Source organism: Bacillus cereus group sp. BfR-BA-01524 (genome assembly GCF_022662595.1).
Taxonomy (GTDB): domain Bacteria; phylum Bacillota; class Bacilli; order Bacillales; family Bacillaceae_G; genus Bacillus_A; species Bacillus_A thuringiensis_S.
Genome location: NZ_JAKUDW010000001.1, coordinates 87,752 through 108,872 on the forward strand (window position 1 = coordinate 87,752; position 21,121 = coordinate 108,872).

A 21,121-nucleotide genomic window follows, 5' to 3' on the forward strand; every position below is an offset into this window, starting at 1 on the left:
ATGAATGATAGTGTTAGGAGAAATGAAATGATGAAAGCATGGAAAAGTATTTTTGTTTTATGTAGTTTTCTTCTTATGTTAAGTGGTTGCTTCCATCAAGAAGAAAAGAAAGCTGAACCGAAGAAGAAAGAATCTATTCCTGAAACGAAAGAATATGGTGGGCGTGAGCTGAAAAAAGTAGGACAAAAAGTGAAAGAAACAGGATGGGGTACTTTCAAGTTAGAGCAGATGCACTCTGTGAATCAAACATTTGAAGTAGCGCCAATGAAAATTCACGTACAAGATGTGAAAGTAATCTCTTTATCACAGATGAGTGAAAAAGCAAAAAATACATTGAAAGTATACACGGCACTAACTCCTGAAGAAGTAAAACGTAGATTAGGGGATAAAGTAAGCCAAGAAGATGCAGAATTATATGCATCGCTAAGTGGAACAGAGATTAGTAATACAATTCGTTATGTTGAGATTACATATAAAGTGGAGAATAGCGGGAATAAAAATATGCAATTTTTCTCTATGAATGATGTTATGATTAATGGTAAGCAACATTTTAAAGTAGCGACTCAAAACTTTTTATATGATGAAGATACGTTAGTTGGTACAAAAAATGTGTCAAGAGAAGACTATAAGCCTGGTGAAACAAGAGATGGTATTATTGGTTTAATACTTGACGATGGAAAAGACAAGGTAAAGGATATTCAGTTTACAACTGATGATTTACTTGCAGGAGATTCAGAAACACAAGATGTTGTAAAAGAGTCACAAACGTTTAATATCTCACTTTCAGAGTAAGGTGTTTTTAAAATAATGTAAGAAAAACAGTCAGCACTCAAATATTATGCTGACTGTTTTTTTATTTCTTTTATGTATGAATCTACATTTTGAAAAGGCACCTTAATTTTAAACGCATCTTTTTGTTCGTTAAATTGCTTTTCATTGTAGGGACCGAAACGTTTATTGTGCTTTACGTCAATAATCCAATAATGTTCACTTTTTTTATTTGCAATTGCTGCGTCAGGGTTATTTGGATCTGATTTTTCCTCAGTTTGTTTTGCAATAATGTATTTATCATCCCAAGCAATGTCTGTAATTTTTGCAGGGATGTATTGTGTGGCATATACAGCATCTTGCGAGGGGAAAAGTTCAAATGCATTTCCAGAAGTACGTATGAGTTCGTATTCATCGTTAACCGTATAAGTTAAGTGACTTGTGTTTCCTGCACAACCAGTTAATAGGAAGGCGACGAATAGGATTATCCATTTTTTCAATATGGGAACCTCCTTTATAATGCTATTGTAACAAATTGTACAAGAAAAGTAAGAGAAACGCTAGTTTACAATGTTTTTTAGAAGTGGTACGATGAGACGGGTAAAGAAGGATATGAAGGAGTCGACATAAAATGAAGTTAAAGATGCATCGTCCAGCGCTTGTAATGAATCGCATAGGTGCTTCCCTAATTGACATGTTTTTAATCTCGGTTATGTATGGTGCAGTAGTAGCTATTATGACCGGAAACTATAGTGCTATGTTTAAGCGCTTTAATATAAGCTTAGGTGATTTTAGATATGATTTCGCAGTAGTTTTCATATTAATGGCGATATATTTTATTGTGTTACCCTTTATTTGGAACGGTGTTACACTTGGCAAAAAGGTAACGAGAATAAAATTAATTTCATTGAAGAGTGAAAAGCTAACGTTGCAAACATTAATTATAAGATTTTTTGTAGTGTTATTACCGAACGTATTGCTATTAGGAATTCCATTAATATGTAACGTATATATGATGTTGTTCCGCAAAGATAATTGTGGTTTTCAGGATTTAATTACAAAAACGAAAGTAATAAGTCTTGTATAATAAAATAAAAAAAGACCTTTTTATATATAAAAAGGTCTTTTTGATTTTATAAGTCTATTTTGAATGTTTACAGTAAGGAAAAGCTAAAATGTGTCATTTTTATTTACAATAGATTGAAAATTAAGATAATGGTATAATGATTAAAAATAATATCTTTATCTCACCATTTGGGGCGGATTAAAGTTTTACTTTATATAATAAGGAGGAAGTTGAGATGACAGGAGGTAGCATAATTTTTTGGGGCATTCTCATTTTTATCGGTCTAGTTCTTGATCAGCGTAATAGTAAGAAAAAAGAAGGATAAAAAGTAAATGCTTACAAATTAAATAGCAATTTTTCTTGCTTGCAGAATAATCTCATAAAGGAGTATACTGAATGACGGTAAGACTTATAGAAGGGGTAATGAAAATGAAGCTTGCAGGAAAAGTTGCTATCGTAACTGGCGGTGGCATCGGTATTGGACGTAATACAGCTCTTTTGTTGGCTAAACAAGGCGCAAAAGTAATTGTGACGGACATTGATCAAGAAAGTGGACAAGCAACAGTGGAGGAAATTACGAATCTAGGCGGAGAAGCACTTTTTGTATTCTATGATATGGAAAAGCAAGGAGATTGGCAACGCGTTATTAGCATTACTTTGAATGCATTCAGTCGCATTGATATGCTTTTTCAAAATGCTGGTTTATATAAAATAGATTCTATTTTTTCTCGCCAACAAGAGAACGATTCCAATGTACTTTGTATTAATGACGTTTGGATAGAGATAAAACAATTAACGTCATCTTTTATGAAACAGCAAGAAGAAGTGGTGCTTAGTGATTTACCGATTTTCGGTATTATTGGCACGAAAGGACAATCATTTCATACAGTAGAAGCCCTAGTATAATAATGAAAACCGCCCTCAATATATGTGGACGGTTTTTTTGTATGTTATATAGAAGGAAATTTTTTTAGCGGATACGTTGTTCTGTTTGGCTGTCAAAGAAATGCGCTTTATTTAAATCAAATGCCAATTTAATTTGGTCTCCAGGTGAGAATATATGTCTTGCATCAACACGTGCTGCAAAATCTTGATTTCCAAGTTTCATATATAAAATAGATTCAGCACCTAACAATTCAGCAACTTCAATTTTTGTTGTGAAAGTAGTAGATTGTGAAGCTTCTAAAAATAGTAGTTCATCATGAATGTCCTCCGGGCGAATACCTAAAACAATTTCCTTATTTACATAGCCTTGTTCACGTAGCATCTTCATTTTTCCTTCAGATACTTTGATTTTTATGGCATTATCTATAACGAAATCGGTTTCAGTCAATTTACCACGGAAGAAGTTCATCGCTGGTGATCCGATAAATCCACCCACGAAAATGTTTTCTGGTGTTTCATATACTTCTTTTGGAGTTCCAATTTGTTGAATCTTTCCATCCTTCATAACGACAAGACGCGAAGCCATAGTCATTGCTTCTGTTTGGTCATGTGTTACATAAATTGTTGTTGTTCCAAGGCGATGATGTAGCTTAGAAATTTCTGAGCGCATTGCAACACGGAGTTTAGCATCTAAGTTTGATAATGGCTCGTCCATTAAGAAAACTTTTGCATCTCGAACGATTGCTCTACCTAACGCAACACGTTGGCGTTGTCCACCTGATAATGCTTTCGGTTTTCTATCTAAATATTGTTCAAGCCCTAAAATTTTTGCTGCATCTTTCACACGACGATCGATCTCATCTTTTGGTATTTTTCGAAGTTTTAATCCAAATGCCATATTATCATATACACTCATATGTGGATAAAGAGCGTAGTTTTGGAAGACCATTGCGATATCTCGATCTTTTGGAGGAACATCATTCATTAGTTTACCATCAATTGAAAACTCGCCTTTTGAAATATCTTCGAGTCCAGCTACCATTCGTAATGTTGTAGATTTTCCGCATCCAGAAGGACCGACAAATACGATAAATTCTTTGTCTTGAATGTGTAAATTAAAATCAGTTACAGCTGTTACGTTATTATCATATATCTTATAAATGTTTTCTAATTTAAGTTCTGCCATGGTATTTCCCCCTAGAAATAATTATGCAAACGTTTTCTTTGAGTTCATTATAAACGAATAGATTCAAAAAATAAATAAAAAAATAAAACGTTCTCATATATTGGAGAGTTATTAGTGATTTTCGCATGTTTTCTTAGAAAAAGAACAATAAAAATTGTAAGCGCTATTTTAAATTGAGATAGAATCTGTTATCATTCATTAATGAAAACGTTTGCGCCTTAAAAAAGAGAAAAATGAATTATGAATGAAATGGGGTAGCATAATGGAAAAACAATGGTGGAAAGAAAGCGTAGTATATCAAATTTATCCTCGTAGCTTTATGGATAGTAACAGTGATGGTATAGGAGATCTTCAAGGGATTATTTCAAAGCTAGATTACTTAAAAGAGTTAGGGATTGATGTGATTTGGTTATCACCTGTCTATGAATCTCCAAATGATGATAATGGTTACGACATAAGTGATTATTGTAAAATTATGAACGAGTTCGGAACAATGGAAGATTGGGATGAACTATTACATGAAATGCATGAACGTAATATGAAATTGATGATGGATTTAGTTGTTAATCATACATCTGATGAACATAATTGGTTTATTGAATCACGTAAATCAAAAGATAATAAATATAGGGATTACTATATATGGCGTCCTGGAAAAGAAGGGAAAGAACCGAACAACTGGGGAGCTGCTTTTAGTGGATCTGCATGGAAGTATGATGAAATGACGGATGAATATTATTTACATCTGTTTTCTAAAAAACAACCAGATTTAAACTGGGATAATGAAAAGGTAAGACAAGATGTTTATGAGATGATGAAGTTTTGGTTAGAAAAAGGAATTGATGGATTCCGCATGGATGTTATCAATTTTATTTCTAAAGAAGAAGGCTTACCAACTGTTGAAACAGATGAAGATGGCTATGTTTCAGGTCATAAACATTTTATGAACGGTCCAAACATTCATAAATATTTGCATGAAATGAATGAGGAAGTATTATCGCATTATGATATTATGACGGTTGGTGAGATGCCAGGTGTAACGACAGAAGAGGCCAAATTGTATACTGGAGAAGAACGAAAAGAGTTGCAAATGGTATTCCAATTTGAACATATGGATTTAGATTCAGGAGAAGGTGGAAAGTGGGATGTAAAACCATGCTCACTTCTTACTTTAAAAGAGAATTTAACAAAGTGGCAAAAAGCATTAGAGCATACCGGATGGAATAGCCTTTATTGGAATAACCATGATCAGCCTCGCGTTGTATCTCGTTTTGGTAACGATGGAATGTATCGCATTGAATCTGCAAAAATGTTAGCGACAGTTCTTCATATGATGAAGGGAACGCCATATATTTATCAAGGTGAAGAAATCGGAATGACGAACGTTCGATTCCAATCAATTGATGAATATCGAGATATTGAAACGTTAAATATGTATAAAGAAAAAGTGATAGACCATGGTGAAGATATAGAAAAAGTAATGGAATCTATTTATATAAAGGGTCGTGATAATGCTAGAACTCCGATGCAGTGGGATGATCAGAATCACGCTGGATTTACAACAGGTGAACCTTGGATTACTGTAAATCCTAACTATAAAGAGATTAATGTGAAACAAGCAATCCAAGATGAAGGTTCAATTTTTTATTACTATAAGAAATTAATTGAGCTACGCAAAAATAATGAAATAGTTGTATATGGATCATATGATTTAATATTAGAGAATAATCCTTCTATTTTTGCTTATGTAAGAACATATGGAGACGAAAAACTACTTGTTATTGCAAACTTTACTGCGGATGAAAGTGTATTTGAAATGCCTGAAGAGATTAGTTATAGTGAATCAGAATTATTTATACACAATTACGATGTAGAAATCGGATCGATAGATAACATTACATTACGTCCGTATGAAGCGATGGTATTCAAATTGAAATAAGAAAAAGCCTTATGCCACTATGGCATAAGGCTTTTTTGATTACCATTTTAATATGGAGAATCCATATGGAGGAAGTGTAACTTGTAATACACTTGCTTCCGCTGAAAATTCTTCATTTGTATAAATGTTAATTATTTTCTTACCAGTAACATGAAGAGGGAGTGAAACTGTAACTTCACTATTAGTAGGGTTTAAAACGAAAAAGATAGTTTCATCCTCATATGTTTTCGTATAAGAAATATAATTATGTTCATCATTTGCTTCGATGAATTGAAAAGTACCATGTCCTCCAAAAGCTTCATGTTGTTTTCGTAATGAAATCAATGTTTGTATATGTGTAAATAATGCATGATCTTGTTCTTTAGTATCCCAAATCATACATTTACGGCAATCGGGGTCCATACCACCATCCATGCCGATTTCATCTCCGTAATAAATGCAAGGAGAGCCGATGAAAGAAAGATGGAATACATAGAGCAATTTTAACTTATTTTTATCTCCATTGCATGTTGTTAAAATTCTTGGAGTATCATGGCTATCTAATAAATGAAAGGCTGCTTCATTTACATTCATAGAGTAGGAATGTAGAGATTCTGTAATTTGCTTCATAAATTCACTTGCTTTAATGGAATCGTTAGCAAAGTAAGAAAGTAGAGCGTTTGTAACAGGGTAGCTCATGACAGCATCAAATTGATCGCCTTGTAGCCACGGAAGGGCATCGTGCCAAATTTCTCCCAAAATATATACTTCAGGATTTAATGTCTTTATTTCAGTTCGGAATTCTCTCCAAAAGTTGTGATCGACTTCATTTGCGACATCAAGGCGCCAGCCATCTATATTGAATTCTCGTACCCAATAACGTCCTACTTCAAGTAAGTATTCTTTTACATCTGGATGAGCTGTATTTAATTTAGGCATATACGGTGTAAAGGCGAAAGTATCATAATTTGGAAGTGGCTCGGTTATAATTGGAAATTCATGAATGTGGAACCACTCTTTATATGCAGACTTCTCACCGTTCTCTAGAACGTCTTGAAATTTCTCGAAAAAGTATCCACTATGATTAAACACAGCATCGAGCATTACTTTTATACCGTGCTTATGACATTCTTCAACGAGCTCTTTGAAAGTTTCTTTCGTCCCAAATTGTGGATCAATTTCCATATAGTCAATTGTGTCATATTTATGGTTTGAATGAGCTTTGAAAATAGGTGTGAAATATATTCCGGAAATGCCAAGCTTAACAAGGTAATCAAGGTTTTGAATAACACCAGCAAAATCCCCGCCGAAAAAATTAGTTGGAGTTGGATTCGTACTTCCCCAAGGAAGGGTGTTTTCTGGATTCAGCGTACTATCGCCATTAGCGAATCGTTCAGGGAAAATCTGATACCAAATGGTGTTTTTAATCCAGGATGGTGCTTTGAATACATCATCTGCATGAATAAATGGAAAACAGAAAAAATTACCAACATCATCATTTGGAATGTTAGAAAAGAATCCTCGCTCTGTATAAATAAGAGTATCTGTTTCAGATTTTAATTCAAATCCATAACGTAAGCGCTTAAATTTTGGTTCGATTGAAATGGACCAATAATCAAATAATGCAGTAGAACCCGTTTTTTTCATTGGTGTACTTAATGAAATCCATTTCCCGTCTTTCCATTCGTAAGGATCACCGTAAATAAGAGTGGCACTTTGAACATCATCTCTCTTAGTACGTACCCGGATGTGAATTGTTTGTTCATTGTAAGCGTATGCATAATTATCTTTCGGCCTATGATAAATGGCTTCTTTAAACATATGGAAAATCCCCCTTCAATATCTCTATACATAGTATTCCCTTAAGTGTAATAATAAAGCCTGTATTGCAAACGATTGCCTTTCTTATAGCTTTAATATTGCTTATAAGAGTAGTATTCATTTCATATAAAGTCAATGTATAAAGAGTATAATGACATAATTTTTAAATTAATATTTGCAAAATGAATAAAAGAATGTATAATGATAGACAAATAGCGCAAACGTTTTCATAGATTTGAGATATTGTTTGCGCTTCAATTAAACTATTAAATGCAAACGTTTTCAGTTACTAAGGTACATAGACAATTTAGGGAGGTTTTTGGGATGAAGAAAGCATTATCATTATTAACGGTTTCCGCATTATCTATTGGTATGTTATCTGCATGTGGACCGAAAGATTCAGGGAAAAAAGAGGAAAGTAAAGCGAAAAAAGACTATGATCTTCTTGTTTGGGAAGATGATAAAAAAGGTGTTGGTTTAGAACCAGCAGTGAAAAGCTTTGAGGAAAAATATAAAGTAAAAGTAAAAGTTGTTGAAATGCAAATGACAGATCAAGTGAAAAAGTTACGCCTTGATGGGCCAGCGGGGACTGGACCAGATGTTGTAACATTGCCACACGATCAAATCGGAAATGCAGTAACAGAAGGTCTACTTTCTGAAGTGAAAGCGGATGATGCTGTAAAGAGTAAATTTACTAATTCATCAATAGAAGCACAGACATATAACGGAAAATTATATGGTTTACCAAAAGCAATTGAGACACCAGTCTTTATTTACAATAAAAAACTAATGCCAAAAGCGCCAGAAACGATGGACGAGCTATTTAACTTCTCAAAAGAATTTACGAAAGATGGCAAGTACGGATTTTTAGCATTAGGAGATAACTTCTACTTTGCTAATGCATTCATGGCAGGTATGGGCGGTTATGTATTTGGTGAAAAAGATGGAAAGCCAAATGCAAGTGATGTTGGATTAAATAATAGCGGAGCAGTACAAGGTGCTGAATATCTTCAAAAATGGTACAAAGAAAAATTATTCCCGAAAGGTATTATCGGTGAATCAGGTGGGCCTGCTGCTGATGGACTATTCAATGAAGGAAAAGCAGCATCTATTATGAACGGACCATGGGCGTTCCAAGCAATGGAAAAGAACGGAATTGATTATGGCGTTGCTCCAATGCCGAAATTACCAAATGGTCAACCGATGAAAACGTTTGTTGGGGTTAAAGGATGGCATGTAACAAGTTTCTCTAAACAAAATGATTTAGCTACAAAATTCACTGAGTGGGTAACGAATGAAGAAAACGCAAAAATTCGATTTGAGAAAACGAAAGAAATTCCACCAGTAAAATCAGTAATGGAAGATCCAATTATTAAAGATAACGAAGCTGCAAAAGCGGTTGCAACGCAATCTGAAAATGGAATTCCAATGCCAAATATTCCAGAAATGCAAGAAGTTTGGAAACCAGCTGGAGATGCGCTTCAATTAGTTGTTACAGATAAAGAGGCACCAAAAGCGGCGCTTGATAGTGCAGTGAAACAAATTAAAGGTAATATTGAGGCAAATCATAACAAGAAAAAATAAGGTGAAATTCGTGCCTCTAATATGAGAGGCACGAATTCTCTCCCTTCCATGTAGGAAGAAAAAAGGGGGAAGGAACATGCAAACATCTATGGAACCAGCAAATGGGTTAAACCATTCAAAGCATAGGAAAATGGCAACCATGTTATCAATCATTCCAGGCGTGGGCCAAATGTATAATAAACAATTTGTAAAAGGTCTTATTTTTCTAGTATTAACAGGTTCATTTATTGTAGCCTTTGCTGATTTATTGAATATGGGATTATGGGGTATTGTAACGCTCGGCACAGAAGTTCCACGTGACCATTCTGTCTTTCTATTAGTAGAAGGAATCTTGGCCCTTATCGTTATCACGTTTGGGCTTGGCATATATGCATTTAACTTATATGATGCATATCAAAATGGAAAGAAACGTGATATCGGAACACCGTTAAATTCTGTAAAAGAGCAATATCGTAATTTGTTAGATCAAGGTTTTCCTTATTTAATGGTTTCACCAGGTTTTCTACTACTTATCTTTGTTGTCGTATTTCCAATCATCTTCGTAATTTTAATTGGATTTACAAACTATGATTTATATCACTCTCCTCCAGCTAAATTAGTAGATTGGGTGGGCTTTAAAAACTTTATTGATATTTTCACTTTACCGATGTGGAGAGAGACATTTGTAAGTGTATTCTCTTGGACTGTCATTTGGACATTCGTTGCAACAACATTACAAGTTGCGCTTGGGATTTTCTTAGCAATTATCGTAAATCAGCCTGGTATTAAAGGAAAGGCGATTATTCGAACAATCTTCATTTTACCGTGGGCGGTTCCAGCATTCGTATCTATTCTTGTTTTCTCTGGTATGTTTAATGAAACATTTGGAGCAATTAACAATCAAGTATTAGCTTTATTCGGAATTGAAAAGATTGCTTGGATGACCGATCCATTTTGGGCGAAAATTGCTTTAATTATGATTCAAACTTGGCTTGGATTCCCGTTCGTCTTTGCTATGACAACAGGTATACTGCAATCGATTCCAGGAGAATTATACGAAGCGGCTACAGTAGATGGAGCGACAGCTTGGCAACAGTTTCGTAAAATTACATTGCCACTTGTGTTATATGCAACAGCACCAATATTAATTACGCAATATACGTTTAACTTTAATAACTTTAGTATCATCTATCTATTTAACGGTGGAGGTCCTGCTGTAGCTGGACAAGACGCAGGTGGAACGGATATTTTAATTTCATGGATTTATAAGTTAACGATGACTTCAGCGCAGTACGGAAAAGCAGCAGCTCTTACAATGATATTATCGTTAATCGTTATTACAGTTGCGTTATGGCAATTTAAGAGAACAAAATCATTCCAAGAAGAGGATATGATGTAAATGAATATTAAAAGACAGAAGATGTTACGTCTCTCATTAAGTTATTTAGTTATTTTCGTAATGTGTGCCATCATTTTCTATCCGTTATTATGGATTATTGGCTCATCGTTTAATCCGGGTGATAGTTTATCTGGATCAAGTATTATTCCACAAAATGCAACGTTAGATCATTATCGTAAGCTATTAGATCTAGAGAATAGTAATTACTTACTATGGTATAAAAACACATTAAAAGTAAGTGTTTTAACGATGATTTTCTCAGTGCTAGCAATTAGCTTTACTGCTTATGCATTTTCGAGATATCGTTTTGTTGGAAGAAAAAATGGTTTATTAACATTTTTAATTCTGCAAATGATTCCAAACTTTGCAGCGTTAATTGCTCTATACGTATTAGCTCAGTTAACAGGATTAATTGATACACATCTTGCATTAATTTTAATTTATGTAGGCGGGGCCATTCCGATGAATACATGGCTTATGAAAGGGTATTTTGATACGATTCCAAAAGAACTGGATGAATCAGCTCGTATGGATGGAGCAGGACATTTCCGTATTTTTTGGCAAATCATTATGCCACTTGCAAAGCCAATCGTAGCGGTTGTAGCGTTATTTACTTTCATTGGTCCATTTACAGATTTCATTTTAGCGAGTATTATTTTGCGAACACCAGAAAATTATACTTTAGCAGTTGGATTATATGAAATGGTTGCGAAGAAATTCGGTAATGAATTTACAACGTTTGCAGCGGGTTCTGTGTTAATTGCGATCCCAATTTCAATTTTATTCCTATCACTACAAAAATACTTTATTTCTGGTTTAACAGCTGGAGGTACAAAAGGATGAAAAATGGGACATTACGTCCCATTTTTCTTTTCATCTCCCTATAAATAACTTTATAGGGAGATGAAAAGAGATTTGACATCACATGTGAAAAGAAGTGAAATAAATAGTATATTATAGTATAGGAAAAAATAGCTATATCCCTTACAATACATGAAGAGGGAGAATAGGATTAGTTTTGCAAGATATAAGAAATGAAAGTTTATGACTTGCAATGAGTGCGAGATAAAATATATGAAAAATGACAGAGAAATGAGAGGAGGGGGATTTTTATGACAGTTACAATTAAAGATGTGGCGAAGCAAGCGAATGTTGCACCATCAACAGTTTCTCGTGTAATTGCTGATAATCCAAGTATAAGTGAAAAGACAAAGCGCCGTGTTAGGAAAGTGATGAGTGAATTAGGGTATCATCCCAATTTAAATGCGAGAAATCTTGCGAACCAAACGACGAAGACACTTGGTCTTGTTATGCCAAGTTCTGCAAGTAAAGCTTTTCAAAATCCATTTTTCCCAGAAGTTATAAGAGGGATTAGTTCATTTGCACATGTAGAAGGATATGCGCTTTATATGTCGACAGGTGAAACGGAAGAGGAAATTTTTAATGGTGTCGTAAAGATGGTACAGGGACGCCAAATTGGTGGCATTATTCTTTTATATTCAAGAGAGAACGATCGGATTATTCAATATTTACATGAACAAAATTTCCCGTTTGTTCTAATAGGAAAACCATATGATCGAAAAAATGAAATTACATATGTAGATAATGACAATTATGCAGCTGCGAGAGAAGTAGCAGAGTATTTAATTTCATTGGGACATAAGCAAATCGCGTTCATTGGTGGTGGGTCAGATTTACTTGTAACGAGAGATCGTTTAGCTGGTATGAGCGATGCTTTAAAACTAGCGGACATTACGTTATCAAAAGAGTATATTCTACATTTTGATTTTTCAAGGGAAAGTGGTCAACAAGCCGTGGAAGAATTAATGGGACTAAAGCAACCGCCAACAGCAATTATGGCAACGGATGATTTAATTGGGCTGGGTGTGTTAAGTGCTCTTTCTAAAAAAGGATTCGTTGTACCGAAGGACGTTTCTATTGTAAGTTTTAATAATGCTTTACTATCAGAAATCGCGAGTCCTCCGCTTTCAACAGTGGATGTGAATATTTATCAACTAGGATATGAAGCAGCAAAAGCTTTAGTTGATAAAGTAGAGAATGCGGAGTCTACTGCGAAATGTATCATTATTCCACATAAATTGCTAAAGCGTCACACTTGTGATCATTATGCAGAAAAAAGCTAAGAGTTTAACTCTTAGCTTTTTGTTTTAGGAAGGCTTCTAATCGATCGCAACCTTCTTTTAATGTTTCGATGCTGTACGCATAGGACAAGCGAAGATAGCCTTCACCATACTCAGAGAATGCTGTTCCTGGAACGACAGCTAGTCCAGCTTCTTTGACAAGATCAAGTGCAAAATCAAATGATGAAGATGTCAAATGACCAACATATGGGAATAAGTAAAATGCACCTGTTGGTTTTTCAACTGTTAAGCCCATTTGAGTGAGTCTATTATATACGTAATCACGGCGTTTTTTATATTGATGGCGCATCATTTTTGGTGCGTCTTTAGCTGCTGTTAATGCTTCAATTGCAGCGTATTGAGCGATGGAAGTAGCACACGTTACATTGTATTGATGAACTTTTAATATGTGTCCTGCTAAATAGCTTGGTGCGAATAAAAGTCCAACACGCCAGCCAGTCATAGAATGTGATTTAGATAAGCCGTTAATGACAATTGTCTTTTCACGCATTTTTGGGAAATGAGCGATAGATGTATGCTTTTGTTCATATACAAGCTCGCTATAAATTTCATCTGAAAGGACGAAAATATTTTTATCTTTTAAAACATCTACAATATCTTTTAATTCTTCTGTGGATAAAGTTACACCAGTTGGGTTAGAAGGATATGGTAGTACGATACATCTTGTTTTTTCTGTAATAGCATTTTTTAGCGCGTCAGCTGTTAAACGGAATCCAGTTTCACGAACATCTACAAAAATGGGCGTTGCACCGCATAATCGAATAATAGGTTCGTAACCTGGATAAATAGGAGCAGGTAAAATTACTTCTGTTCCTGGCTCTAAAATCGTTCGGAATGCAACATCAATCGCTTCACTAGCACCAATTGTAACGATGGTTTCGTTTTCAGGTGAGTAATGTAAATCGTAGTTATCTTTTACGAAGTTACAAGCTGCCTTACGTAATTCTAGTAAACCAGCGTTATGTGTATAGCTTGTATAGTTTTCTGTAATAGCCCGTTTTGCCGCTTCTTTTACGAGAGAAGGTGTAGGGAAATCGGGTTGTCCGATTGTTAAAGAAATCAAATTATCATAGTTTTGAATCATGTTAGAGAATTGACGGATTCCAGAAATTTGGATATCCTTCACTCTAGGGTTAATGAATTGTTCCATTGTATCTCCCTTTCTTCCGTTTGAAAATTAAGTTCATTTTATCATATTTTCTATGATTGCGCTTTGTATATGTAATTTAGAAAGAGAGAGAAAAGAGAAAAAAAGCCGCTATAAGCGACTTTTTAATATCCGTATTCCCAATCTATTTCATCTTCATTCCAGAGTACAGAGGATACCTTGCCAAGATGAACAACTGATTCGTTCACAGCACATGTGCAATCTTCATCTCCTGCTTTATGCTGTAACTCTTCATATACTGATTTTTCAACATTTTCTAGAACAACCAAATTTTCTTCTTTTAAAACAAGCGTAGTACCCGCCATATTTATCTTCCTCCTACTAAAGTAATGATCACTTATTTGTAAACATAGATAGTATGGATTATATGCTGTATTTTGCTATAGTTGTCCGTCTAAAAAAGTATTTTTACATTTTCTTTGTAATCCGTATTCATTGTATACTGCACGAAGGAAATTTGGTACAGGGTTTACAATCATTTCGAAAATCTGTAACAATTATTATGAGTTGTTAACAAAGAATTAACAAATATGTTAAGAAAAATCAAAATTTTAAAACAAATAAACCTATAAAATGATATAATCATATCAAAATACATATAGGGGATGAGAGGTTATGGAGCTTATCCGTGATTTGTTGATTCAAATTGCCATCATAATTTTACCACTATTTTCATATGAAGCGATTCGTTTAAATCGCTATCAAGAAATGCCTCCGAAGCCAAATCGTTACTTTATTATGTTTTTATCTAGCGTTACGCTCGTTCTCTCCATGACATACTCTATTTGTTTTGGTAATGTGTGTGGGTATAACTTTCACCCAATTCCAATTGTCAGTGGTTTTTTATATGGTGGGATTGTTGGTTTAATCCCAGCGGTTATTTTTGTTGCATATGAATGGTTACTAAAGGGAATGAGCTTTCTTCCAGTTTTAGAAGTAATATTTCTATTGATAGTTCCGCTGTTTTTATCAAAGAAATGGTCTCTTTTTTCAAGGGATAAGAAATTAATTTTAGCATTTATGATTTCATCATTTTATGTGCTCGTATCTTTAGTATTAGGCATGATTAATGTTCTTTTGGAAACAGGGTTTACACCGTATATTTCGCAAATATATAGTGGATTTATATTTGCCTCGCTTATCATGGTTATGACAATGGTATTTCAGGTGTATTTAACTGAATATTTAAATGAAAATGCATTGCTACGTACAGAGATGCAAAAATCAGAAAAGCTTAATATTGTAAGTGAGTTAGCAGCAAGTGTGGCACATGAAGTTCGAAATCCACTTACTGTTGTTCGTGGATTTATCCAATTGCTAGAAAGTACGGAAGATGTGAAGAATAAAGATTATATGCGTCTCGTATTAGCTGAATTGGATCGGGCGGAACAAATTATTTCAGATTACTTGAATTTAGCGAGGCCGCAAATTGAGAAAAAAGAACACATTTGTTTATCAGCCCAATTAATAGAAATGACCACTCTCATGTCGTCATTTGCAGCGATGCAAGGTGTATATTTACAAGTTGAAATTTCAGAAAGTCTTTATACGATTGGTGATAAGACAAAATTAAAGCAAGCTATTATGAATGTTGTTAAAAATGGTATTGAAGCAATTCAAGGAAATAAAGGATATTTAAAAGTAACAGCTATTCAAAAAGACGAAACAATCATAATAAGAGTTAAAGATAGTGGTGTTGGTATGACGAAAGAACAGTTAGTAAGGCTGGGGCAACCATATTATTCTTTAAAAGAAAAAGGGACAGGACTAGGGCTTATGGTAACATTTAGTATTTTACAAGCGCATAATGGTACATTGGAATATAAGAGTGAAAGTGGAAAAGGCACTGAAGCAATTATTATATTACCAGCTGTACAAAATAAGGAATAAAAGTTACCGATGGAAGGTAACTTTTTATTTTATATTGTTTATTCATTTGTTTTTTCTTGTTTTGCTCGGCTAAATAAACTTTTAAATGATTGAAAGAAGCTTTGCTCTTTTGAGGCAGCAACCATTCTTTTTGTTTCTTGAATTTCTCGAATAACTTGCATAAGCTGTGCATCACGGTTACTGTCCTTGTTATAAATTTGACTGACAAGTTTATTCATTTTTTCTTCCTGTTTGGATTCTCGTTTATACATATGATTCATTAATAAGTCCATCTTTTCTTTTTGCAATGCATCTGTTTGAGCGGCGTGCTCGACTAACTCTTGAAGCATTTTTTCTTGAGATCCTTCTTTTACATAAACTTGTTGCATCAATTCATCTAGTTTCTCATCCTTTAAACGATTTTGTGTAATTAGAGTAGAATTTTGATGAATAATTGCTTCATTTAATTGAGCTAGCATTTCAAGTTTCAACATGAACTCCTCAAAGTTACGCCCATCTTCTTTTTCTTTCGGTTGTATCTCTTGCTTATCTTGTATAACTGGTACAGGTGGGTCCTCTTTTTCTTTTAAAATAATCGGTATCGTTTCTGAAATATCTTCTTGTAATGTGGCAGCTCTTTCATGTATAGATTTCAATAGTTTTAAATCATCAAGTTTATAAATACGAGCATCAGCTGTTTTAGAAATCATATAACCATGTTCCTCTAACAGTTGACTATATTTGCGGACTATATGTTTTGGGATGCCTGTTTTATTCGTGACATCTTTCGTTTTATAGGTAGCTTCCATGATATTTCCTCCCCAAAAAGTATCGTATATATCATTTCAATCTTTTATGAGGACTTCCTTTGAAAAAGAATGTCGGAAGGCTATTAGTTTTCTACAGCATTAGTGAAAAAATGAAAATTTTTGGCGGAATGGCAAGGAATAACTAAAATAATGTCTGAAAACATATACAGGAGAAGTTTGTTATAATAACGGAGGAAAAGAAACTGGTAGAAACATGGAGGTATACATGAAGCAATTAAAAGGTATTATCATTTCAATTATCGCAATCCTGTCTATTTTAGTAGCAGTCTATGAAGTACTTGTGCCAGAGGAAACAAGTGTAAAGAAAACGAATACGTATGATCAAGTGTTAGAATTTCCGAAAGAACGTTATCCAGAGACAGGAAAACATATTACGGATGCTATAAAAGAAGGGCATTCAGAAGTTTGTACAATCGATCGTGGTGGTGCTGCAGATAGAAGGAAATTGTCGTTAGCACCATATCCATCAAAAAAAGGGTATGATCGTGATGAATGGCCAATGGCAATGTGCAAGGAAGGCGGAAAAGGAGCACATATTGAATATATAAGTCCGGCGGATAACCGCGGAGCAGGCTCTTGGGTAGGGAATAAGTTAGATAAATATCCAGATGGTACGCGTGTGAAGTTTGAAGTGAAGTAGTATTTGTACATTTCATAATGAAGGAGAAGGGGAACTATGGAGTTAACAATTTCTTATTCGCAATTAATGTTGATGAACTATGACGGTGAGCAGCCTTATGTAGACTGGACGGATGAAGATTTTGAAAGAGGTTATGCTGAGGCAGAGGGAACTGTTATTTTTGAAGCACTTTCTGATTATACTTGTGAAGTGAAAGTGACCCCAGGGAAACATATTGAAAAAGAAGAAGTGGTTAGAACGATTACGGTTCCTTTTACGGTTGAAAATGAAAGTATCGTTATAACGAGTATTCTTTCAAACAAATTTCAAATACCTATTCCAAATGGTGATTATACAGTTGTCTTACAAGCAATTCCTCTTGAAGAGCCAACGGATGATGAATTATATAAAATACAATACGAATTCTTCTTTGAAAGTAAAGAATAAAAAATGGGTTATCCTGAGAAAAGGATAACCCATTTTTGTTATGCGTTTGTTTTTAAAAGGGAACGAGCATCTTTCGCTGCTTGCACCATATGTTCTAAAGCTGGAATAACTTCTTCTGTTCTTCTCGTTTTTAAACCACAATCAGGATTAATCCAGAAATATTTAGGATCGCATACTTCTAAAGATTGTTCTACGATTTTATACATTTCATCTTTACTCGGTACACGTGGGCTATGAATATCATATACACCTAGACCGATGCCTTTTTCATATGTTGTATGTTTTAACGTATCAATAAATTCTCCGTGACTTCTTGATGTTTCGATAGAAATTACATCTGCATCTAATGCGCGAATCGCGTCAACAATATCTTCGAAGTTACTGTAACACATATGAGTATGAATTTGTGTTTCATTTGCTACAGAAGAAGTTGCTAAAAGGAAGGATTGTACTGCCCATGTAATATAAGCATCCCAATCTTTTTCTTTTAGTGGCATTCCTTCACGAAGTGCTGGCTCATCGACTTGGATTACTCTAATTCCGGAAGATTCAAGTAGTTCAATTTCGTGACGAAGAGCTAGTGCAATTTGATACGAAACTTCTTTTCTTGGAATGTCATTTCGAACGAAGGACCAATTTAAAATCGTAACAGGTCCAGTTAACATTCCTTTTACAACTTTCTCCGTTAAGCTTTGTGCATAAACAGTTTCCTTAATAGTCATTCCGTTAATAAAGGCTACATCACCATAAATAACAGGTGGTTTTACGCAGCGGGAACCGTATGATTGTACCCAACCGTTTTTAGTGAATGAGAAACCAGCAAGGCGCTCACCAAAATATTCGACCATGTCAGTTCTTTCAAATTCACCATGTACAAGGACGTCAAGACCAATTTCTTCTTGGTGACGAATCCATTTTTCTGTCTCTTTTTCAATAAATTGTTCATATTGTTCATTTGAAATAACACCGTTACGCCACTCTTTTCGCGTTTGACGAACTTCAGTTGTTTGTGGGAAGCTACCAATAGTCGTTGTTGGTAATAGCGGTAACTCCAGGGCAACTTGTTGTAATTCGTATCGTTTTTCAAATGGAAGAGGACGTGAAAAATCTTCTTCTTTTAGTGCTGTTCGTGCTGCTTTGACATCTTCTCGGTTACGTGCAGCAGATGAACGAATTGTATGATGTACGTTTCGATATGTTTCCAGCTCATTACTAATGCTTTCTGTACCTTGAGTGAGAGCGGAATGAATAAGAACTAACTCTTCTAATTTTTGATTTGCAAATGCTAACGCATCAAATAGCTCAGTCGATAAGTGAGTTTCTTCTGTTTTATCGATCGGTGTATGCAATAAGCTACAAGAAGGCTGAACGATGAAATCTTTCGTTTGAACTTGTTTTTGTAACGTTGTAAATAACTCAAGAACTTCATCAAGGTCAGCTCTCCAAATGTTACGGCCGTCTATACAACCGACAGCTAAAGTTTTATCAGCTGGGAATCCATATTTTGAAATAGCATTTAAATTACCTTCTTTACCATGAATGAAATCTAATCCAATACCGGATACCGGGAATGTAATAATTTCTTCATAGTTTTCTTCTACGCTATCAAAATATGTTTGTAAAAGAAGAGTCGCATTTGGAACTTCTTTACGAATAGCTTCATAAATTTCTTTTGCTTGTTGAACTTCTTCTTTAGTTAAAGAAGCGAAAATCGGTTCATCAACTTGAATGGCTTGTGCACCAGCTGCATGTAGTTCTGAAAGCAGTTGTACGTAAGGTGCAACTAACTGTTTTAAAATGGTAGGAAATTGTTCTTGTGTATAGCCTTTAGCTAATTTTAAGAAAGTATATGGACCTAAAATAACAGGCTTTCCATCTACTCCTAATTCTTGTTTTGCCTCTTCGTATAAGCGAAGTGGACGATTATCTTTTAAAGAGATTTGTAATCCCTCTTCATATTCAGGAACGATATAGTGATAATTTGTGTTAAACCATTTTGTCATTTCGGAAGCTACATGATCTTTAGAGCCACGCGCCATTGCAAAATATACATCAAGGTAAGATGTAAACTCAGAAAAACGTGATGGGATAAATCCTAGCATATAGGCAGTATCCAAAACGTGATCATAATATGTAAAGTCGCCAATTGGAATGAGTTCAATCCCTTTTTCTTGCTGTACTTTTACGTGTTGAAGGCGAATTTCTTTCATTGTTGTTAAAAATTGTTCTTCATCAATTTTATTGGACCAAAAAGCTTCCAATGTTTTTTTCCACTCTCGTTGTAGTCCGATACGTGGATAACCTAAGTTACTTGTTTGAATTGCCATTTTAAATTCCTCCCTAATTGAAAGTAAGCATTTCCGTTTACTAGGAAATACCTATAACAAAAAGTGCAAAGACATAGAAAATAAGCCTTCCTTTTTGTTTTAACACCTCATCATCATCCGTGAATCTATCAGTGTTGTTAAAACAGGCAGGTCTCCTGACTTATGCTTCATATAATTTCTTTCACCTTCCCGTTTTCACAGTGGCACCAAAAAGAAATCTCAGCATTTACAGTGGCGGGACCGTGTTGGAGTTTCACCAAGCTTCCCTTTTAAACACGAAACGAAATGTTCGTGTACCTATTTTCCTTTTGAAAGGAATTTAACAAGCGATATGATATTGAAACAAATTCTAACACAATTTTTGGAATTTTGTCTACTGTTTTAAAATAAGAAAATTCCAAAGTTTTTATTTCTTATTATTCTGACTTTTTAGCTCTGAAGTAACTAATAATATTACAGTATAAAAAGAGAAATTGAGCTATGAAAGAAGTAGGGATGCCTTCTTTCATAGCTCAATTTTCATCTATAGCAACTTCTGAAAGTCGGCCTGCTATAGCATCTTTAAGGAGGGTGTTTAGCCATTGTAATTCAACTGTAATATGCTCAATTACACTTTGTAAAATATATAGTTGTGCACGTGAAACCTTTCCTTTATTACAATCATATATCGTTTGCATAGTATGTAAATATTGAAGAGTATCGTTTTTCTTTTTTTCTAAAATAGGAACTAATTCGTGATCATTGCTAAAGTGAGCGAAAGATAAGGCTGAATAAATAGGTTTATATATTTGGTTTTTTGCTTCGAATTGTTTTAATAGTAAAGTGTGGAATAGTTTTTTGCCTTCTTCTGTTATATGAAAAATCGTTTTGTCAGGTCGATTTGTGTCTCTAATTACATTTGTAATATGAATTGCACCTTGCTTTTCTAATTGCTCGAAGGCGTAATAAAGTGATCCTTTAGCATATTTAATATAACAATCCATTTGTCGTTCTTTCATAATATGCTGCACTTCATATGGATGTTTATCTCCTTCGAGTAGCAAGCCGAGAATGACTAATTTCATGCTCATGCTGTCTCAACTCCTGTATATAA

General features: G+C 34.5%; 20 protein-coding genes and 1 riboswitch. Of the genes, 12 read left to right on the forward strand and 8 right to left on the reverse strand.

Going from position 1 to position 21,121, the window contains the following annotated elements; genetic code table 11:
- The first annotated feature begins 27 nt into the window (after positions 1-27).
- Positions 28-792, forward strand: coding sequence for a hypothetical protein (locus MR170_RS00530; RefSeq protein ID WP_000973900.1), 765 nt, complete (start codon positions 28-30; stop codon positions 790-792).
- A gap of 44 nt (positions 793-836) precedes the next feature.
- On the opposite strand, the gene MR170_RS00535 is transcribed toward MR170_RS00530, so the two are convergent.
- Positions 837-1,268: a DUF3997 domain-containing protein gene (locus tag MR170_RS00535; protein ID WP_000758789.1), complete on the reverse strand. Its 432-nt coding sequence runs from the start codon at positions 1,266-1,268 to the stop codon at positions 837-839.
- A gap of 131 nt (positions 1,269-1,399) precedes the next feature.
- Here MR170_RS00535 and MR170_RS00540 point away from each other — a divergent pair, with 131 nt between their 5' ends.
- The 3 genes from MR170_RS00540 (at position 1,400) to MR170_RS00550 (ending at position 2,740) form a co-directional block, all read left to right on the forward strand.
- Positions 1,400-1,855 (forward strand): RDD family protein, encoded by a 456-nt coding sequence (locus MR170_RS00540; RefSeq protein ID WP_000769081.1) that lies wholly within the window; start codon positions 1,400-1,402, stop codon positions 1,853-1,855.
- A gap of 214 nt (positions 1,856-2,069) precedes the next feature.
- Positions 2,070-2,159, forward strand: a complete 90-nt coding sequence (locus tag MR170_RS00545; RefSeq protein ID WP_016080421.1) for a hypothetical protein — start codon at positions 2,070-2,072, stop codon at positions 2,157-2,159.
- 71 nt (positions 2,160-2,230) lie between these two features.
- Complete coding sequence (locus MR170_RS00550) at positions 2,231-2,740, forward strand: SDR family NAD(P)-dependent oxidoreductase (RefSeq protein WP_000218413.1); 510 nt, start codon at positions 2,231-2,233, stop codon at positions 2,738-2,740.
- Between the two features lie 64 nt (positions 2,741-2,804).
- Here MR170_RS00550 and MR170_RS00555 read toward each other — a convergent pair whose 3' ends face one another.
- Positions 2,805-3,905 carry an ABC transporter ATP-binding protein gene (locus MR170_RS00555; protein ID WP_016080422.1) on the reverse strand — a complete coding sequence of 367 codons (1,101 nt, stop codon included), beginning with the start codon at positions 3,903-3,905 and terminating at the stop codon, positions 2,805-2,807.
- Between the two features lie 262 nt (positions 3,906-4,167).
- On the opposite strand from MR170_RS00555, the gene malL reads away from it, so the two are divergent.
- On the forward strand, positions 4,168-5,844 hold the full coding sequence (malL, locus tag MR170_RS00560) for an oligo-1,6-glucosidase (RefSeq protein WP_242306755.1): 1,677 nt from the start codon (positions 4,168-4,170) through the stop codon (positions 5,842-5,844).
- A 39-nt stretch (positions 5,845-5,883) separates the two neighbouring features.
- Here malL and MR170_RS00565 read toward each other — a convergent pair whose 3' ends face one another.
- Positions 5,884-7,644 (reverse strand): alpha-glycosidase, encoded by a 1,761-nt coding sequence (locus MR170_RS00565; RefSeq protein WP_016080427.1) that lies wholly within the window; start codon positions 7,642-7,644, stop codon positions 5,884-5,886.
- A 324-nt stretch (positions 7,645-7,968) separates the two neighbouring features.
- Between MR170_RS00565 and MR170_RS00570 the strand changes: the two genes are divergently transcribed.
- The 4 genes from MR170_RS00570 to malR all read left to right on the forward strand — a co-directional run bounded on the left by MR170_RS00570 (position 7,969) and on the right by malR (position 12,750).
- Positions 7,969-9,228, forward strand: a complete 1,260-nt coding sequence (locus MR170_RS00570) for an extracellular solute-binding protein (protein WP_000709923.1) — start codon at positions 7,969-7,971, stop codon at positions 9,226-9,228.
- A gap of 76 nt (positions 9,229-9,304) precedes the next feature.
- On the forward strand, positions 9,305-10,606 hold the full coding sequence (gene malC / locus MR170_RS00575) for a maltosaccharide ABC transporter permease MalC (protein ID WP_016080428.1): 1,302 nt from the start codon (positions 9,305-9,307) through the stop codon (positions 10,604-10,606).
- Positions 10,607-11,449 carry a maltosaccharide ABC transporter permease MalD gene (malD, locus tag MR170_RS00580; RefSeq protein ID WP_001022608.1) on the forward strand — a complete coding sequence of 281 codons (843 nt, stop codon included), beginning with the start codon at positions 10,607-10,609 and terminating at the stop codon, positions 11,447-11,449. It abuts the gene before it with no gap.
- A gap of 269 nt (positions 11,450-11,718) precedes the next feature.
- Positions 11,719-12,750: a maltose operon transcriptional repressor MalR gene (gene malR / locus MR170_RS00585; protein WP_016080429.1), complete on the forward strand. Its 1,032-nt coding sequence runs from the start codon at positions 11,719-11,721 to the stop codon at positions 12,748-12,750.
- Positions 12,751-12,754: 4 nt separating this feature from the next.
- On the opposite strand, the gene MR170_RS00590 is transcribed toward malR, so the two are convergent.
- Together MR170_RS00590 and MR170_RS00595 are read right to left on the reverse strand one after the other, a co-directional pair.
- Complete coding sequence (locus MR170_RS00590; protein ID WP_242306756.1) at positions 12,755-13,918, reverse strand: aminotransferase A; 1,164 nt, start codon at positions 13,916-13,918, stop codon at positions 12,755-12,757.
- A gap of 122 nt (positions 13,919-14,040) precedes the next feature.
- A complete protein-coding gene (locus MR170_RS00595) occupies positions 14,041-14,241 on the reverse strand; it encodes a hypothetical protein (protein ID WP_000929276.1) in 201 nt (66 codons plus the stop codon).
- 310 nt (positions 14,242-14,551) lie between these two features.
- On the opposite strand from MR170_RS00595, the gene kinB reads away from it, so the two are divergent.
- Positions 14,552-15,826, forward strand: a complete 1,275-nt coding sequence (kinB, locus tag MR170_RS00600) for a sporulation sensor histidine kinase KinB (RefSeq protein WP_242306757.1) — start codon at positions 14,552-14,554, stop codon at positions 15,824-15,826.
- A 38-nt stretch (positions 15,827-15,864) separates the two neighbouring features.
- Here kinB and MR170_RS00605 read toward each other — a convergent pair whose 3' ends face one another.
- On the reverse strand, positions 15,865-16,614 hold the full coding sequence (locus MR170_RS00605; protein WP_242306758.1) for a DUF3967 domain-containing protein: 750 nt from the start codon (positions 16,612-16,614) through the stop codon (positions 15,865-15,867).
- 226 nt (positions 16,615-16,840) lie between these two features.
- On the opposite strand from MR170_RS00605, the gene nucA reads away from it, so the two are divergent.
- Complete coding sequence (nucA, locus tag MR170_RS00610) at positions 16,841-17,275, forward strand: DNA-entry nuclease (protein ID WP_000811494.1); 435 nt, start codon at positions 16,841-16,843, stop codon at positions 17,273-17,275.
- Positions 17,276-17,311: 36 nt separating this feature from the next.
- Positions 17,312-17,701: a competence protein ComJ gene (locus MR170_RS00615; RefSeq protein WP_016080432.1), complete on the forward strand. Its 390-nt coding sequence runs from the start codon at positions 17,312-17,314 to the stop codon at positions 17,699-17,701.
- Between the two features lie 38 nt (positions 17,702-17,739).
- Here MR170_RS00615 and metE read toward each other — a convergent pair whose 3' ends face one another.
- Positions 17,740-20,028 (reverse strand): 5-methyltetrahydropteroyltriglutamate--homocysteine S-methyltransferase, encoded by a 2,289-nt coding sequence (gene metE / locus MR170_RS00620; protein ID WP_242306759.1) that lies wholly within the window; start codon positions 20,026-20,028, stop codon positions 17,740-17,742.
- A 128-nt stretch (positions 20,029-20,156) separates the two neighbouring features.
- Positions 20,157-20,344, reverse strand: a riboswitch (cobalamin riboswitch).
- A 196-nt stretch (positions 20,345-20,540) separates the two neighbouring features.
- On the reverse strand, positions 20,541-21,098 hold the full coding sequence (locus MR170_RS00625; protein ID WP_016080434.1) for a PadR family transcriptional regulator: 558 nt from the start codon (positions 21,096-21,098) through the stop codon (positions 20,541-20,543).
- Positions 21,099-21,121: the final 23 nt, after the last annotated feature.